This is a genomic window from Methylobacillus methanolivorans (genome assembly GCF_044751345.1).
Classification (GTDB): domain Bacteria; phylum Pseudomonadota; class Gammaproteobacteria; order Burkholderiales; family Methylophilaceae; genus Methylobacillus; species Methylobacillus methanolivorans.
This window is the reverse complement of the sequence record NZ_JBIWXY010000001.1, coordinates 1,911,998-1,926,495: the sequence shown is the minus strand read 5'-3', so window position 1 is coordinate 1,926,495 and position 14,498 is coordinate 1,911,998. Positions and strand designations below refer to the sequence as shown.

Annotated in this window: 16 protein-coding genes; 12 read left to right on the top strand and 4 right to left on the bottom strand. The window is 53.9% G+C overall.

Annotated features, from left to right (window positions below):
* Positions 1-71 precede the first annotated feature (71 nt).
* The 4 genes from ACIKP9_RS09140 to ACIKP9_RS09125 form a co-directional block, all read right to left on the bottom strand.
* Positions 72-2,114, bottom strand: coding sequence for a TonB-dependent receptor (locus ACIKP9_RS09140; protein ID WP_400881633.1), 2,043 nt, complete (start codon positions 2,112-2,114; stop codon positions 72-74).
* 82 nt (positions 2,115-2,196) lie between these two features.
* Entirely contained in the window at positions 2,197-2,517 is a 321-nt protein-coding gene (locus ACIKP9_RS09135; protein WP_400881631.1) for a hypothetical protein, read from the bottom strand.
* Positions 2,518-2,626: 109 nt separating this feature from the next.
* A complete protein-coding gene (locus tag ACIKP9_RS09130; protein WP_400881629.1) occupies positions 2,627-3,208 on the bottom strand; it encodes a superoxide dismutase in 582 nt (193 codons plus the stop codon).
* 141 nt (positions 3,209-3,349) lie between these two features.
* Positions 3,350-4,435, bottom strand: a complete 1,086-nt coding sequence (locus tag ACIKP9_RS09125) for an NAD(P)/FAD-dependent oxidoreductase (RefSeq protein WP_400881627.1) — start codon at positions 4,433-4,435, stop codon at positions 3,350-3,352.
* Between the two features lie 128 nt (positions 4,436-4,563).
* On the opposite strand from ACIKP9_RS09125, the gene ACIKP9_RS09120 reads away from it, so the two are divergent.
* The 12 genes from ACIKP9_RS09120 to ptsP all read left to right on the top strand — a co-directional run bounded on the left by ACIKP9_RS09120 (position 4,564) and on the right by ptsP (position 14,452).
* Positions 4,564-5,562 carry a KpsF/GutQ family sugar-phosphate isomerase gene (locus ACIKP9_RS09120; protein WP_400881625.1) on the top strand — a complete coding sequence of 333 codons (999 nt, stop codon included), beginning with the start codon at positions 4,564-4,566 and terminating at the stop codon, positions 5,560-5,562.
* Between the two features lie 3 nt (positions 5,563-5,565).
* The gene (locus ACIKP9_RS09115) at positions 5,566-6,090 is read left to right on the top strand and encodes a KdsC family phosphatase (RefSeq protein ID WP_230348201.1); all 525 of its coding nucleotides are present in this window, start codon (positions 5,566-5,568) and stop codon (positions 6,088-6,090) included.
* Positions 6,091-6,099: 9 nt separating this feature from the next.
* Complete coding sequence (gene lptC / locus ACIKP9_RS09110) at positions 6,100-6,813, top strand: LPS export ABC transporter periplasmic protein LptC (protein WP_400881623.1); 714 nt, start codon at positions 6,100-6,102, stop codon at positions 6,811-6,813.
* Positions 6,814-6,838: 25 nt separating this feature from the next.
* A complete protein-coding gene (gene lptA / locus ACIKP9_RS09105; protein WP_400881621.1) occupies positions 6,839-7,378 on the top strand; it encodes a lipopolysaccharide transport periplasmic protein LptA in 540 nt (179 codons plus the stop codon).
* Between the two features lie 85 nt (positions 7,379-7,463).
* Positions 7,464-8,186, top strand: a complete 723-nt coding sequence (lptB, locus tag ACIKP9_RS09100; protein ID WP_400881619.1) for an LPS export ABC transporter ATP-binding protein — start codon at positions 7,464-7,466, stop codon at positions 8,184-8,186.
* 19 nt (positions 8,187-8,205) lie between these two features.
* Positions 8,206-9,672, top strand: coding sequence for an RNA polymerase factor sigma-54 (locus tag ACIKP9_RS09095; RefSeq protein ID WP_400881617.1), 1,467 nt, complete (start codon positions 8,206-8,208; stop codon positions 9,670-9,672).
* A gap of 30 nt (positions 9,673-9,702) precedes the next feature.
* Positions 9,703-10,032, top strand: a complete 330-nt coding sequence (gene hpf / locus ACIKP9_RS09090; RefSeq protein WP_230348197.1) for a ribosome hibernation-promoting factor, HPF/YfiA family — start codon at positions 9,703-9,705, stop codon at positions 10,030-10,032.
* A gap of 108 nt (positions 10,033-10,140) precedes the next feature.
* Positions 10,141-11,100 carry an HPr(Ser) kinase/phosphatase gene (hprK, locus tag ACIKP9_RS09085; protein ID WP_230348196.1) on the top strand — a complete coding sequence of 320 codons (960 nt, stop codon included), beginning with the start codon at positions 10,141-10,143 and terminating at the stop codon, positions 11,098-11,100.
* Between the two features lie 3 nt (positions 11,101-11,103).
* A complete protein-coding gene (rapZ, locus tag ACIKP9_RS09080) occupies positions 11,104-11,946 on the top strand; it encodes an RNase adapter RapZ (RefSeq protein ID WP_400881614.1) in 843 nt (280 codons plus the stop codon).
* Between the two features lie 51 nt (positions 11,947-11,997).
* Entirely contained in the window at positions 11,998-12,408 is a 411-nt protein-coding gene (locus tag ACIKP9_RS09075) for a PTS sugar transporter subunit IIA (protein WP_400881612.1), read from the top strand.
* Positions 12,401-12,670, top strand: a complete 270-nt coding sequence (locus tag ACIKP9_RS09070; RefSeq protein ID WP_230348193.1) for an HPr family phosphocarrier protein — start codon at positions 12,401-12,403, stop codon at positions 12,668-12,670. Before ACIKP9_RS09075 ends, ACIKP9_RS09070 begins: the two co-directional genes overlap by 8 nt.
* Before the next feature lie 42 nt (positions 12,671-12,712).
* Positions 12,713-14,452, top strand: coding sequence for a phosphoenolpyruvate--protein phosphotransferase (ptsP, locus tag ACIKP9_RS09065; protein ID WP_400881609.1), 1,740 nt, complete (start codon positions 12,713-12,715; stop codon positions 14,450-14,452).
* The last annotated feature ends 46 nt before the right edge of the window (positions 14,453-14,498 follow it).

Here is a 14,498-nt window from a genome sequence, read left to right as displayed (position 1 = left end):
AATGAGTGAATCAAGATCGACATCATAGCGCAAGCAGTCGTGTGGTGCGAGGACACCACACGGGGATAGGCTTAGAAGTCGCCGCGCAAGCCGATGAGGATAGAGCGACCACCCAGAGGCGCGATGTCCTTGAGGATGGAGGTATGCTCACGGATGGTCTGATCCAGCAGGTTGTAAGCCTTGGCAAAGGCTTCGAGCTGGAATCTTTCCGAGGTCGGCAACTTGTAGGTCACGGTGGCATTGACCAAGGTATAGCCATCGGTGGGTAGCTCGTTGTCCGCGGTACGGTCTTGCTTGAAGGCGCGCAGCACATCCAGCCTGGAGCCGAACTGGTTAAAGCGATAATCAAGACCAAATCCCAGCTTCAGTGGAGAAATGCGTGGCAGTGGCTCGCCGGTGTCGCGGTTGGTGGCGCGCACATAGTCGCCACGCAGGTACAAATCCAATGCGCCAACGGTCTCGTAGACGCGGAACTTGCCTTCGGCCTCCAAGCCCTTGAACACTGCCTTGGCCGAGCTGAATTGAGCCTCTGCAATGGTGGAGTCGACCTGGCCAGTTTCACCTTCTTCATTGACCAGGTTGCCAGTATTAAACAGGCCAATGAAATTGCTGAAGCGGGTGTAATAGGCGCCTAAAGTGAAGGAGTTGTGATTCTGCTTCCAGCGTAACTGGGTATCGATACCATTGGAGCGCTCCTTGTCGAGTGCATCGGTGCCGAGCTCGTATTGATCGGTAGCAACATGGACGCCATTGGCAAACAGCTCAAAATAGCTGGGTGCTCGCTCATTGTGCGAAAGGTTGGTGCTGATGGACCATTGCTCATCAAGCTTGAATAGCCCGCCGGTGGCAAAGCTATAAGGCGTGAATGAGCGCGATTGGCTGGGGCCGAATTTATCGCCGCCATTGGAGTCGAGCTCAGCATGCTCAATGCGCCCGCCAAAGGTCAGCTTGAGGGCATCAAGAGGAAGCTCTTCGTAAACGTAAACCGCACGGGTCTTGGTGCGATTCGATGGCACGAAGGCCTCTTCGCCCAATGCCTGGAATTTAGTGTCCCTGAACTGCAGGCCGATGACGCCACTCAAGGGGCCAATGTTGCCGTGTGAGGCTTCAATGGAGCCCTCGACACCACGGTTCTTGAAGGTAGTGCTGACTTCGCCATCTTCCAATTCCTGGTGCTTGTAGTCAGTGTAGGCCATGCGGACTTTCACCTTGGTGATGATATTCCCCAGGTCGCGCAGCTCTGAGGTAAAGTCCCAGCGATCACTCTTCATGTCGATGAGGACATCCGATTCCGCAACGGTGCCGTATTTGTTGTTGAAAGTCGAGTAAGACAAGCCGACATAGCCGTTATCGAGCGCAATCGATGCACCCACTGCGCCGCCATCGGCATCTGAGGCACTGTTGACCAACCTGCCTTTGTGCTCTCGCTCTTCACCCGTGGCTTCGCTTTTACGGCGCGAAACAGCATAGCCTGGGATATCCAGGTCATCAGTCTTACGCTTGTAGGCATCGGCATGCAGCGTGAGTACGCCATTACCTGCATCCAGCACCACGGCGCCATTTTTTTGATTCTCGGCACCGCCGAAACGTACTTCGCTACGACCAGTAACGCCGTCGATTGCTTGTTTGGGGATGCGGTGGTCGATGGCATTGACCACGCCGCCAACAGCGCTACCACCATACAGCAATGCTGCCGGGCCGCGCACGACGTCGATCTGTTCGATCACCAGCGGGTCAATCGCCACTGCATGGTCGAAACTGAGGCTAGAGGCATCAAGGATGCTGACGCCATTTTGCATGATGCGCACACGCTCACCATCTAGGCCGCGGATGATGGGGCGGGAAGCATTGGGGCCGAAGTTGGTGGAAGAGACGCCGGGAATAAATTTCAGGGTTTCACCCAGGGTGCTTTCGCGTTGCAGGGTGAGGTCGCGTCCACTCAGTGTGGAGACGGGGACGACCAGCTCGTCAGAAGCCACTCCCAGCGGGTTGGCGGTGACGGCAATGGTGGGTAACTTGATATCGTCAGCCGCTTGTGCAGTGATGCTGCCAAGTGCCAGTGTGAGGGCGGATAACAGTTTTTTTGGCAAAAATGCCGGTGAAGTCGGTCGCATGAGGATTCTCGCAGTCAAGCTAATAGGCAGGCGGCATGCTCAAGGCAATACATGTCCTGCATGGTGAATGATTAAATGTCCCTTATCGGGAGGAGCTTGTCATGACTGCGGGAGGCGCGCGCGAGATATAGGCGTGGAGAGGGCTGGTATGCTTGACCAGCACCTGCTTTGTTTCTGCAAGTAGTGGTGGAGTATGGACGAGAATGCTGCTGGGCGTGCTAGGTAAGGCGCTGCCTAATCCGCTGATGGCAAGACATTGGCTACAGAAGCTGACATGCGGTGCCTGGTCTTGTGAGTATGGTACGGCATCGCCAAGGTGGGAAATTTCGTGCGCAAACAATGCTTGCTGGCCAAAAAGCAGCAAGAAAGGAAGGAGTGTAATGAGCAGCCATTTACGCAACATGGTTGCGATTCTAGCAGCATATGATGAAATGTTGAAATGACAAGGACTAGGCATTGCCTAGTCCTTGAGCATAATACTTTGCAGTCGCGGATGCACCGCGTGTCAGGGCTTAGCCCTTGAAGTTTGCAGCGACGAAGTCCCAGTTGATGATGTTCCAGAACTCTTCAGCATATTTTGGACGTGCGTTGCGGTAATCAACGTAATAGGCGTGTTCCCATACATCAATCGTCAACAATGGCGTTTGGCCCTTGGTCAGGGGTGTTTCAGCGTTGCTGGTGCTTTCCAGACTCAGGCTACCGTCTGCATTCTTGACCAGCCATGCCCAGCCTGCGCCAAATGTGGTGATAGCTTTTTGCGTGAATTGCTTCTTGAATTCTTCAAAAGAGCCAAATGCCTTGTTGATGGCCTCTGCCAACTCGCCAGTAGGTTCACCACCACCGTTGGGCTTGAAGCCGTTCCAGTAGAAAGTGTGATTCCAGACCTGGGCTGCGTTGTTGAAAATGCCGCCGGAGGATTTCTTGACAATGTCTTCCAGGCTGGCGTTTTCAAACTCTGTACCCTGGATCAGGTTGTTGAGGTTGGTCACATAAGTCTGGTGGTGCTTGCCGTAGTGGTATTCAATCGTCTCAGCAGAAATGACGGGCTCCAGGGCATCCTTGGCGTAAGGAAGCGGAGGAAGTTGATGTGCCATGCTTATTCCTTTTTGTGTTTGGTTGGTAAAGGTTGAGAAGCATTTTGCCATAAGAAAAAAAATGCTGAGGTAGCGCGAATCATTCTCGAAATCAGTCATGATCAGGGTGCGGCTGATCATGAGAAACTTCGTTTTGCCAGCTTATTGTGGCAGGGAGAAAGGCGTGGGATCCGTCCAGGGTTTTTCACCGCACACCAAGGCTGCTACCAAGCTGGCACTACCTGGCCCCATCGTGAGTCCGTAGCGAAAGTGCCCGGTGTTGAGGTAAAGGTTTTCTACGGCAGGATGCGGGCCGATGACGGGCAGGTTTTCAGGGGTCCCGGGGCGTAATCCGCTCCAGTGCTTGATGATGGGCTGATGTTGGAGTTCGGGCAACAGGGCTGCTGCCTTGGCACGTATCTCTTCGCGTACGCTATCGGTGGTGGATGCATCAAAGCCGACGTCTTCCAGGGTACTACCAGCCAGCAGGTAGCCATCCTGGCGCGGCACTAAGTAGAAATCTTCACGGAACACCACAGTACTGGGATTGTGCTCAGGTTTGTACAGCAGGATTTGCCCACGCATGGGCTTGATTTGTAGTTTGCTCGCCACTTCCTTTAGCAGCTCAAAGCTCCATGCGCCAGATGTCACGATGAAACGGTCGGCTTCCAGCCATTCGCCGGTTGTGGTCTGCCATGACTTCAAGCGAGTAGTGTCTTGGGGGAGTGGCTTGAGCTCGGTGTGTTCAAGCAACCTGACATGATGGTTTTCTAGCCATGTGCGTAATGCGTGCATCAGGCAGGGTGGGCGAACCTGGTTGATTTCGGGTAGCCACAGAGCTTGGTCGCCACTGGGTGAGGTGATGCCAAAGGCTGCGGCGCTGGCTTCTTCGACCTTGACTTGGTAGCGCTCACACCAGGCCAGTGCAGCCTCACGGTCAAATGGCGGTAATAACAGAAAGCCGGAATTCAGCATCTGCGGATCAATGCCGGTTTCCTGGAACAGGCGCGAGCAAATATCGGCATAGCATGATGCACCGTAATGCGTGAGCGTATTCACATGGTCTGAATACATCCACGGCAATAGCGGGAACATGATGCCTGTGCCGGCCCAGGAGGATTCTCCGGATGTTTGGCTGGCGATTTTGTTGCGTTCGACAATGGTGACTTTACAGCCTCTGGCAACCAACTGCATCGCGGTTAAGCAGCCTACAATACCCCCACCTGCAATCAGTACATGCTGGCTCATGCGTAGTATTTCCGGGAGTTGGGGTCAGGGCGGCGGTCAAACTTAAATAAATTAATCACGCAAAAATTATGCCGACTTTGCCGGCATATCCTTTATTCAGGGAACATTCCCTTTTATACTTGGCACATATGGGAATTTCCAAGTTAAAGACAAGCAATAGCGCAACTGCACCACTGCAACTGGCGCGCGAGGTATTGTCCATCGAGGCGCGCGAGGTTCAGGCATTGGCCGAGCGCCTGGATGACAGCTTCGTCAACGCAGTCGAGCTTATTTTACAATGCCGGGGCCGAGTTGTCGTGACCGGCATCGGCAAGTCTGGCCATATCGGCAACAAGATTGCTGCGACGCTTGCCAGCACGGGTACCCCCGCTTTTTTCATGCATCCTGCCGAGGCCAGCCATGGTGATTTGGGCATGATCACGCAGGATGATGTGGTGATTGCCTTGTCTAACTCGGGCGAGGCGGATGAGTTGCTGGCGCTACTACCGCCATTGAAGCGTATTGGCACGCCCATTATCAGTATTTCAGGGAATCGTCATTCGACCCTATCCAAGGCAGCCGCTGTTTTCCTTGATGCTCACGTGACCCAAGAGGCTTGTCCGCTGGGCCTAGCGCCTACCGCTAGTACTACAGCGGCGCTGGCATTGGGTGATGCCTTGGCGGTGACCTTGCTTGATCAACGCGGATTCTCCCGCGAGGATTTTGCGCTGGCACACCCCGGTGGCTCCATTGGTCGCCGCTTGTTGCTGCATGTGCAGGATGTGATGCGTAGTGGCGATGATGTGCCTGGAATACCTCGCGTCAGTAGCCTCAAGGATGGCTTGCTGGAAATGTCGCGCAAGGGCTTGGGCATGACGGCTGTGCTCGATGAGGCAGGCAAGCCCGTCGGGATTTTCACGGATGGTGATTTGCGCCGTGCTTTTGAGGCTGGGATTGATATTCACGGCACGAGCATGGGGGATGTGATGCATGCTGACCCGCAGACAATTGCGCCCGAACAATTGGCTGTCGATGCCGTGGCATTGATGGAGCAATATTCAATTAGCAGCCTGCTGGTCGTTGATCAGCAAGGTAACCTGGTTGGTGCACTCAATATGCACGACCTCTTGATGGCAAAGGTGGTATAGAACGTGGTTTCAGTAGAAGAGCGCGCAAAGCGCATCAAGGTAGCAGTGTTCGACGTGGATGGTATTTTGACCAATGGTGGCTTGATGCTGGGTGATGATGGCCTGGAATATAAAGTGTTCCATTCACAGGATGGCCTGGGCATGAAGATGCTCAAGAACACTGGCATCCGTATGGCGTATATCACGGGGCGCAAGTCCAATGTTGTGGTCAAGCGTGCCGAGAACACTGGCGTCAGCATTATCTACCAGGGCATTGATGACAAACTCGAGGCATTCAACGACTTGCTGGAAAAGCAGGGGGTTTCTGCTGAAGAGTGCTTGTTCATGGGCGATGACGTCATTGATATCCCGCCCATGCGGCGTGCTGGCCTGGCAATCACCGTGCCGCATGCCATGCCGCTAGTGAAGGAATATGCCCACTACACGACCGAGCGTCAGGCAGGCTTTGGCGCGGTGCGTGAAGTCTGTGAGATGCTGATGAAGGCGCAAGGCACGTTTGATGCCCAAATGGCGCCTTATTTGAAGTAATCAAGCGATATGCAAGGACGTACCAATACCATTCTGTTTCCACTAGCCGTGCTGGGCCTGTTGGCCTTGATCACGCTGTGGATCGATCGTACGGTGCAGCCACCGGAGCCGCGCGTGGATGGGACGACACGTCACGACCCGGATTACATCCTGAACAATTTTGTCACGACTAAGACTGATGCAACGGGGGCGATCAGCCATATCCTCAAGGCATCTGAAATGCGGCATTACCCGGATGATGACAGCACCGAGCTGACCAATCCACATTTCACCCAATTTGGCGTTGGCAAGCCGACAACGACGATTGAAGGCAAGCGCGGCCATGTGTCCAGCAAGGGCGATGTGGTCGAGTTTCGCGATGATGTGCGTGTGGTCAGGCCTGCCTTTGCTGATCGCCCAGAGATGACGTTGACAACGCAATACCTGCGCGTGGAGCCGGATAAGGAAATCGCATCTACCGACCAGCCAGTGGTCATTACCCAAGGGCCCAAGAGTGTCGTGCATGCGGTGGGGATGTATTACGACAAGAAGAATCAAACCATACAGCTCAATAAGCGAGTGCGTAGCCATTATGAGCGCCCAGCGGCCAAGCCGCAGGCAAGTAAGCCCAAGGCCGCCAGCAAGCCTAGGCAGGCCGCCGCCAAGCCAGCGGCGAGCAAGGCCAGCAAATCTACCCCAGCCGGGAATAGCAAAAATGCCAAGCAGCCAACTAAAACCAAATAGAACGATATTCTTCAGCGGAGACCCTATGCGCAACTTGCGTTGTTCTTTATTGCCTGCCCTATTGATCGGCATGTTGTCAGCGACTGCCTATGCCGAAAAGGCAGACCGGGATAAACCGATTGAGTTGGAGGCTGATTCGGTACAGGTGAATGATGCTAAGAAGACCAGTACCTATACCGGGAATGTGATCCTGACCCAGGGTACATTGGTGATCCGTGGCGACAAGCTGGTTGTGCGTGAAGACAAGGAAGGCTTTCAGCACAGCACCTCTTATGGCAACCCAACCACCTTTAAGCAGAAGCGTGATGGCAAGAACGAATACATGGAAGGCAGTGGTCAGCGGATAGAGTATGATGGACGCATGGACAAGGTGCAGTTATTTACCAAGGCATGGGTCAAGCGCGGTGAGGATATCGTGCATGGCGACTACATCATGTATGACGCGAACGCTGAATATGCCGAGGTGATCAGCGGTGGCTCCCAGGCAGCGACACCTGCAACGCCGACAGGACGTGTGCGCGCCATTATTCAGCCCAAGAAGAAGCCAGCCACAGAGACTCCCTGAAACTGATGATAAGCGCAGTGGTCTGGTGATAAAGGGGCCAGGGTACTGTGTTTGATTAGAGATGGCATCGATAGATATTGCATAAATGAGTGAATTAATCGTAGAAAGTTTGCGCAAGAAATATAAGTCCCGCACGGTAGTGCAGGATATTTCGCTGCAACTCAATAGTGGTGAAGTGGTGGGCTTGCTGGGGCCAAACGGCGCGGGTAAAACCACCAGTTTCTACATGATGGTGGGTTTGGTCCCCCTAGATGGCGGACGCATCTTGCTCGACGGCAAGGATTTGAGCCGCATGCCTATCCATCAGCGTGCACGCATGGGCTTGGCCTATCTCCCCCAGGAGCCTTCAATCTTCCGCAAGATGACGGTGACAGAAAATATCCAGGCGATCCTCGAGTTGCAAGACATGACGGCTGAGCAGCAAAAGGAGCAGCTTGAATCCCTGCTGCAAGAACTCCATATCACCCATATACGCAACAGCATGGCGGTGAGTTTATCCGGCGGTGAGCGTCGCCGCGTGGAAATTGCCCGATGCTTGGCAACCAACCCCAGCTTTATTTTGCTGGATGAGCCTTTTGCCGGGATTGACCCGATTGCGGTGCTGGATATTCAGAAGATCGTACGTTTTCTGACGGAGCGTAACATCGGGGTGTTGATTACTGACCATAATGTGCGTGAAACATTGGGCATCTGTGATCGGGCTTATATCGTGAATGAAGGCCGTGTCTTTGCATCAGGCAAACCCGGCGAGATCATCCATAACGAAAGTGTCAGAGAAGTTTACTTGGGCAAGGATTTCCGCCTGTAGTCAAAGCAGAATTAGAGAGATGAAACAAAGTCTACAGCTAAAATTTTCCCAGAACCTGGCATTGACGCCGCAGTTGCAGCAGTCGATCAAGCTGTTGCAACTGTCTTCACAGGAGCTTAATCAGGAGCTGGAGTCGCTGTTGCAGGCCAATCCATTGCTGGAGCGTGTTGATGGCCCTGATGGTGTGGCTGAAATGTCGGAAAGTTATAGCCCCGCACCGGATGTCGCGGTCGCTACACCAGCCAGCGATACACCCGCGCCTGCGAGCGAAGATGTGCCGCGCGTTGATGAATTTGGTGGTGGCGATGATTATTTTGAATCTTTCCAGGGCAGCAACCGCTGGGAAGAGGGCGGTGCCAACAATGATGATGACAATGACTTCAGCTTCCAGGAGGCGGTCAATCTCACCCTGCGTGAGCACCTGTTAAGCCAGATCAAGCTGCTGCCGTTATCTGAGCGTGACCAAACCCTGGCGATGGTGCTGGTGGATGCCATCAATGATGATGGTTATCTGGAGCAATCCCTGGAGGAACTGGCAGAGTTGATGCCGGAAGAGCTGGAAATTGACCAGCTCGAGCTGGAAACCGCGCTCAAGCATATCCAGAACCTTGATCCGCCCGGTATCGGTGCACGTAACCTGGCAGAGTGCCTCGCGCTGCAACTGCGTGCGCTGCCAGAAGATACGCCTTATGTTGATCTGGCCATCAAGGTTGCCGAGCAACATTTGCCCTTGCTTGCGAGTCGCGACTACACGCGCTTGCGTAAGCTGCTGCATTGCGATGACGATGTGCTGAAAACCGTGCAGCAACTGGTGACCCAGCTTAATCCTCGTCCAGGCGGCGAGTTCAGTCATATCACCTCGGATCATTACATTCAGCACGAGATCGTGGTGAAGAAGATCAAGGGCATCTGGATTGCCAGCCTCAATGATGAGGTCGTGCCCAAGCTGCGTATCAACCAGCTGTATGCCGGTATCCTGAAACGCAACCGCGATAGTTCGAGTCAATATCTCATGAGCCAGATGCAGGAGGCCAAATGGATGATCAAGAACATCCAGCAGCGCTTCTCCACCATCTTGCGCGTCTCGCAGGCGATTGTAGACAGGCAGCGCAACTTTTTCGAGCATGGTGAAGTGGCCATGCGCCCATTGGTGCTGCGGGAAATTGCCGACGAGCTTGGCCTGCATGAATCCACCGTTTCACGCGTGACAACGCGCAAGTACATGCTCACACCACGTGGTGTCTATGAATTGAAGTATTTCTTTGGCAGCCATGTGGCGACGGAATCGGGTGGCGCGTGCTCTGCCACGGCGATTCGTGCGTTGATTAAGCAGATGGTGAGCGAGGAAAACCCGAAAAAACCACTGTCTGATAACCAGATTACCGACATCCTTGGCAAACAAGGCATAGTTGTTGCAAGAAGAACCATAGCGAAATACCGCGAGTCTCTACAGATACCCGCGGCCAACCAGCGCAAGTCGCTTTGATTTGCGCGTTTTTCAAGTAAGGAGAGCGTTATGAATTTGCATCTGACCGGACATCATCTCGACGTTACACCAGCTCTGCGTGAATATGTGCAGTCTAAGCTGGCCCGACTTAGCAATCACTTTGATCATGTGATCGACCTCAAAGTGACGCTGAGCGTGGAGAAGCTGGTGCAGAAGGCGGAAGCCACCTTGCATGTGCCGGGCAACGACCTGCACGCTGAATGCGGGGCAGAAAGCATGTATAGCGCGATTGACTCGTTGGCTGACAAGCTGGATCGCCAGGTGGTGAAGCACAAGGAAAAAGTCAGCAACCATAACCAGGCATCTGGAGGCCTCAAGCACCAGCAGGCCGTTGAATAACTCCCATTAGAAATGCTGCAAAAGAGTGCCAGATCAATGATTCATGCATGGATTTGGCACTCTGGCAGCCAGTTTCCTCCCTGTTTTTCTCCAAGGTATTAAGCACACATGGCTGAAATCAGTGTTACCCAGCTCTACAAGGATACGCGCCGCAAACTCAAGCTGAAATGGGTATCAGGGTTAGCTGGCGGCGATAACCCCCTCACGAGTGAAACGGTGACCAAGCCATCTCTGGCCTTGGTTGGACACCTGAATTTTGTGCATCCCAACCGCGTGCAAGTGCTGGGATGTGCCGAAATGGATTACCTGCGCAGTCTCAAGACGCGCGAATTGCTCCAGGCGATCAAGAATCTGTTTTCTGCTGACCTGGCCGCGATTATTGTCGCCAATGGCGAAGAGGCTCCCGATGAACTGGTGGCAGCCTCGGATGAATTTAGTACGCCCTTGTTTACCTCACCGTTGCGTAGTCCTGGCCTGATGGATGTGCTGAGCCACTACCTTGCGCAAGCAGTTGCCGCTTCGGAAAGCCAGCATGGTGTTTTTATGGAGGTGCAGGGCTTTGGCCTCATGATCAAGGGCACACCCGCCATTGGTAAAAGCGAATTGGCGCTGGAGTTGATTTCACGCGGACATCGGCTGGTCGCCGATGATATTGTCGATTTCTACCGTATTGCGCCTGACCGGCTCGAAGGGCGTTGCCCGCCGTTGCTACAGGATTTTCTCGAAGTGCGTGGGCTGGGCGTGCTCAATATTCGCGCCTTGTTTGGCGATAACGCTGTCAAGCCAACCAAGCCCTTGGATCTCATCGTGCAATTAGAAATGGCCGATACCATGGTGCCGCTAGATCGGCTCAAGATCAAATCCCAGCATGAGCAAATCCTCGATGTGAAAGTACCCAAGGTAGTGATCCCGGTCGCGGCCGGGCGCAACATTGCGGTATTGGTCGAGGTGGCCGTGCGTAATCATATGCTCTTGCTGCGTGGCATCAACGGCACCAAGCAGTTCATGCAGCGCCAGCATCGCGAAATGGCGCGCACGGCAAGAAAGCTCAAACACCAGGCGGATTAACCCATGCAGCTCGTTATCGTCACCGGTCTCTCAGGCTCAGGCAAGAGCATCGTGCTCAAGTTGCTGGAAGACAGCGGCTATTACTGCATCGATAACCTGCCTGCCACCTTGTTGCCACAAACCTCTGAGCACTTGAGCCAGGTGCAGCATGAGCGCGTGGCGATCAGCATTGATACCCGTAGCGCCTCACTGGAGGCCTTGCCGGGTAATATTCGCAAGCTCAAGAGCGAAGGCATTGATGTGCAGGTATTGTTCCTTGAGGCTAATGTCGAGACACTGGTCAAACGCTACAGCGAGACGCGTCGCCGTCATCCTTTGAGCAACGACACCAGCACCTTGGCTGAAAGCATCAGCCACGAGCGCCATCTGCTGGAGCCTTTGGTCGACATGGGCTTGCGTATCGATACCAGCAACCTCAGCGCCAATGCCTTGCGCCACTGGGTCAAGGAGTTTGTTACCCAGAAAAATGGCGAGTTGATCTTGCTGTTCTCTTCTTTTGGGTTCAAACACGGTATCCCGCTGGATGCGGACTATGTCTTTGACGTACGTTGCTTGCCCAATCCTTATTACGATGTCGAGCTCAGGCCGCAAACCGGGCAAGATAAGCCAGTGTGCGATTTTCTTGAGCAGCACGAGAGCGTGCACGATATGTATCACGATATTCGCCATTTCATTGAGCGCTGGCTGCCTGGCTTCATTGCCGATAATCGCAGTTATCTGACGGTAGCGATTGGCTGCACTGGTGGTCAGCACCGATCAGTCTATCTGGCAGAGCGATTGGCACGTTATTTCCGCCATCAGCAACATCGCGTGCTGGTTCGGCATCGGTCATTGGAGCAGCATTAGCGTGGTCTGCAACATGCAGGTAGCCACACTGCCACAACAGGAAACAAGAGCATGATAGGAATACTCATCATTGCCCACGGTACGCTGGGTGAAAGCCTGATTCACTGTGCAAGTCATGTCATGGGCTCGCGCCCGCCATTATTGCGGCAACTGGGCGTGGGCACCCATGATGATCCAAGCGGCTTGTTGCCGCAGGCGCAGCAGATGATCAGGGAGCTGGACGAAGGGCAGGGGGTACTGATACTTTCTGATATCTACGGTGCCACGCCCTGCAACCTGGTGACGAATTTGCTGATTCCTGGCCATGTAGAAGGTGTGGCAGGGGTCAACCTGCCCATGCTGGTGCGTGCACTGACTTACCGGCAAGGCAACAACATCATGACCCTGGTTGATAAGTCCATTAGTGGTGGGCGCGACGGGGTGGTACATTTTTCCAAGGACGCATGTAAGCATCATGATTAAACAAGAAATAGAAATCATCAATAAACTGGGTTTGCATGCTCGTGCATCGACTAAGCTGACGCAGACTGCCAGCCAGCATGCCAGTGAAATCTGGATCGAACGCAATGGTCGCCGGGTGAATGCCAAGAGCATCATGGGCGTGATGATGCTGGCTGCCAGCAAGGGTAGCAAAGTCACGCTGGAAACCAATGGCAGTGATGAGCAGGCTGCCATGGATGCGCTGGTCAAGCTGATCAATGACCGTTTTGGCGAACCAGAATAATCTTTCTCATGCTTTTCCTCCCCCCTCAGGAATAACCCGATTATGGCCCAGAGCAGCAAGGTCAGTTTCTCCATGCACGGTGTTGGCGTGTCCGGTGGCATTGCCATCGGCAACGCCCATCTTGTCACTAACGCCCTCGTCGAGGTGGTGCATTACCAGATCCCGAAAAAGGCGCTGGTGGCCGAGATTATTCGCTTTGAGCAAGCACTGGAACGCGTCAAGCAAGACTTGCAAGCTGTGCGTGAGCAATTGCCTGCGAATGCTCCTGCCGAGCTGGACGCGTTTATTAATACGCATTTGATGATTCTCTCCGACAAACATTTGTCAGAGGAACCCAAGGCCATCATCGAGCAGGAACTGTGCAATGCCGAATGGGCGTTGAAGCAGCAGATGCATGAGCTAGTGGCTCAATTTGAGTTGATTGAGGATGAATACCTGCGTGAGCGCAAGCAGGACGTGGTGCAGGTGGTGGAACGTATCATCAAGGTCTTGCTGGGCCATCCCAGTGAGGCAGTACGCCCGGATGAAAGTGCACAAATCCTCGTTGCGTATGATGTATCTCCTGCCGATGCTATTCAGTTCAAGCATCACCAGTTTGCTGCGTTCATCACCGATGTTGGCGGCGCTACCTCGCATACGGCCATTCTTGCGCGTAGCCTGAGCATTCCTTCCATCGTGGCGTTGCACCGCGCCCGTGACCTGATACGCGATGGCGAGCTGATTATTGTCGATGGCAATCATGGCATCGTGATCGTCAACCCGGATAAAGATACCCTGGCCGAATATCGCCTGCGGCAGGAAGAGTGGGAGCTGGAACAGCAAAAGCTCAAGCGCCTCAAGCTCACCAAAGCCGTGACGCTGGATGGCATTGAAGTCGAGTTGCACGCCAATATTGAAGTGCCTTCTGACGTTGCCAAGGCCAAGGCCGTGGGGGCGTCAGGTATCGGTCTTTATCGTACCGAGTTCCTGTTTATGAACCGGCGCGAAATGCCGGACGAGCAAGAACAGTTCGCCGCCTATCGTACCGTGGCTGAAACCATGAAAGGGATGCCAGTCACCATCCGCACGCTGGACCTGGGCGCTGACAAGCAGATGAACCCGGATGCTGCGCGTAGCTGTACCAACCCAGCGCTAGGTTTGCGTGCGATTCGCTTGTGCTTGTCTGAGCCGCAGATTTTCCACACCCAGCTACGTGCCATCCTGCGGGCTTCGCATTACGGCAAGATCAAGATATTGATCCCCATGCTTTCTTCGTTGTTCGAGTTGCGCCAGACAGTGACGCTACTCGAACGCGCCAAGGAAAGCCTGCGTGCCGAGAATATCCCGTTCGATGAGGCAATCAAGCTGGGTGGCATGATCGAGATTCCTGCTGCGGCCATCAATGCCGAGGCGTTTGCCCGCGAACTGGATTTTCTTTCCATTGGTACCAATGACCTCATCCAGTATTCACTGGCGATCGACCGCACCGATGACGCAGTGGCACATTTGTACAAGCCCTCGCACCCAGCCGTGCTCAAGCTGATCGAGATGACGATCAAGGCGGGCAACAAGCTGGGCAAGCCTGTTTCCGTATGTGGCGAGATGGCCGGTGATCTGGATTTCACGCGCTTGTTGCTCAGCATGGGCTTGCGCCAGTTCTCCATGCATCCTTCACACGTGCTCACCATCAAGCGCCAGGTATTGCAGACTGAGCTGCAAGCGATTATCCCGCTGACACGCAAGATCATGAACGCTTACGACATCGACAAGATCGAACCTTTACTGGAAAAGCTCAATCAGTAGTTCATCGTATTGCTGTTTGGGTCATTCATTGTTGAAGGAGATTTCA

What these genes read in the sequence shown, in the direction of transcription:
- ACIKP9_RS09095 (WP_400881617.1), top strand. Translation starts at nt 8,206, where the DNA reads ATGAAACAAAGTCTACAGCTAAAATTTTCCCAGAACCTGGCATTGACG.
- ACIKP9_RS09120 (WP_400881625.1), top strand. Translation starts at nt 4,564, where the DNA reads ATGGGAATTTCCAAGTTAAAGACAAGCAATAGCGCAACTGCACCACTG.
- hpf (WP_230348197.1), top strand. Translation starts at nt 9,703, where the DNA reads ATGAATTTGCATCTGACCGGACATCATCTCGACGTTACACCAGCTCTG.
- lptA (WP_400881621.1), top strand. Translation starts at nt 6,839, where the DNA reads ATGCGCAACTTGCGTTGTTCTTTATTGCCTGCCCTATTGATCGGCATG.
- rapZ (WP_400881614.1), top strand. Translation starts at nt 11,104, where the DNA reads ATGCAGCTCGTTATCGTCACCGGTCTCTCAGGCTCAGGCAAGAGCATC.
- ACIKP9_RS09075 (WP_400881612.1), top strand. Translation starts at nt 11,998, where the DNA reads ATGATAGGAATACTCATCATTGCCCACGGTACGCTGGGTGAAAGCCTG.
- ACIKP9_RS09130 (WP_400881629.1), bottom strand. Translation starts at nt 3,208, where the DNA reads ATGGCACATCAACTTCCTCCGCTTCCTTACGCCAAGGATGCCCTGGAG.
- ACIKP9_RS09125 (WP_400881627.1), bottom strand. Translation starts at nt 4,435, where the DNA reads ATGAGCCAGCATGTACTGATTGCAGGTGGGGGTATTGTAGGCTGCTTA.
- ptsP (WP_400881609.1), top strand. Translation starts at nt 12,713, where the DNA reads ATGGCCCAGAGCAGCAAGGTCAGTTTCTCCATGCACGGTGTTGGCGTG.
- ACIKP9_RS09140 (WP_400881633.1), bottom strand. Translation starts at nt 2,114, where the DNA reads ATGCGACCGACTTCACCGGCATTTTTGCCAAAAAAACTGTTATCCGCC.
- lptC (WP_400881623.1), top strand. Translation starts at nt 6,100, where the DNA reads ATGCAAGGACGTACCAATACCATTCTGTTTCCACTAGCCGTGCTGGGC.
- hprK (WP_230348196.1), top strand. Translation starts at nt 10,141, where the DNA reads ATGGCTGAAATCAGTGTTACCCAGCTCTACAAGGATACGCGCCGCAAA.
- ACIKP9_RS09070 (WP_230348193.1), top strand. Translation starts at nt 12,401, where the DNA reads ATGATTAAACAAGAAATAGAAATCATCAATAAACTGGGTTTGCATGCT.
- ACIKP9_RS09135 (WP_400881631.1), bottom strand. Translation starts at nt 2,517, where the DNA reads ATGTTGCGTAAATGGCTGCTCATTACACTCCTTCCTTTCTTGCTGCTT.
- lptB (WP_400881619.1), top strand. Translation starts at nt 7,464, where the DNA reads ATGAGTGAATTAATCGTAGAAAGTTTGCGCAAGAAATATAAGTCCCGC.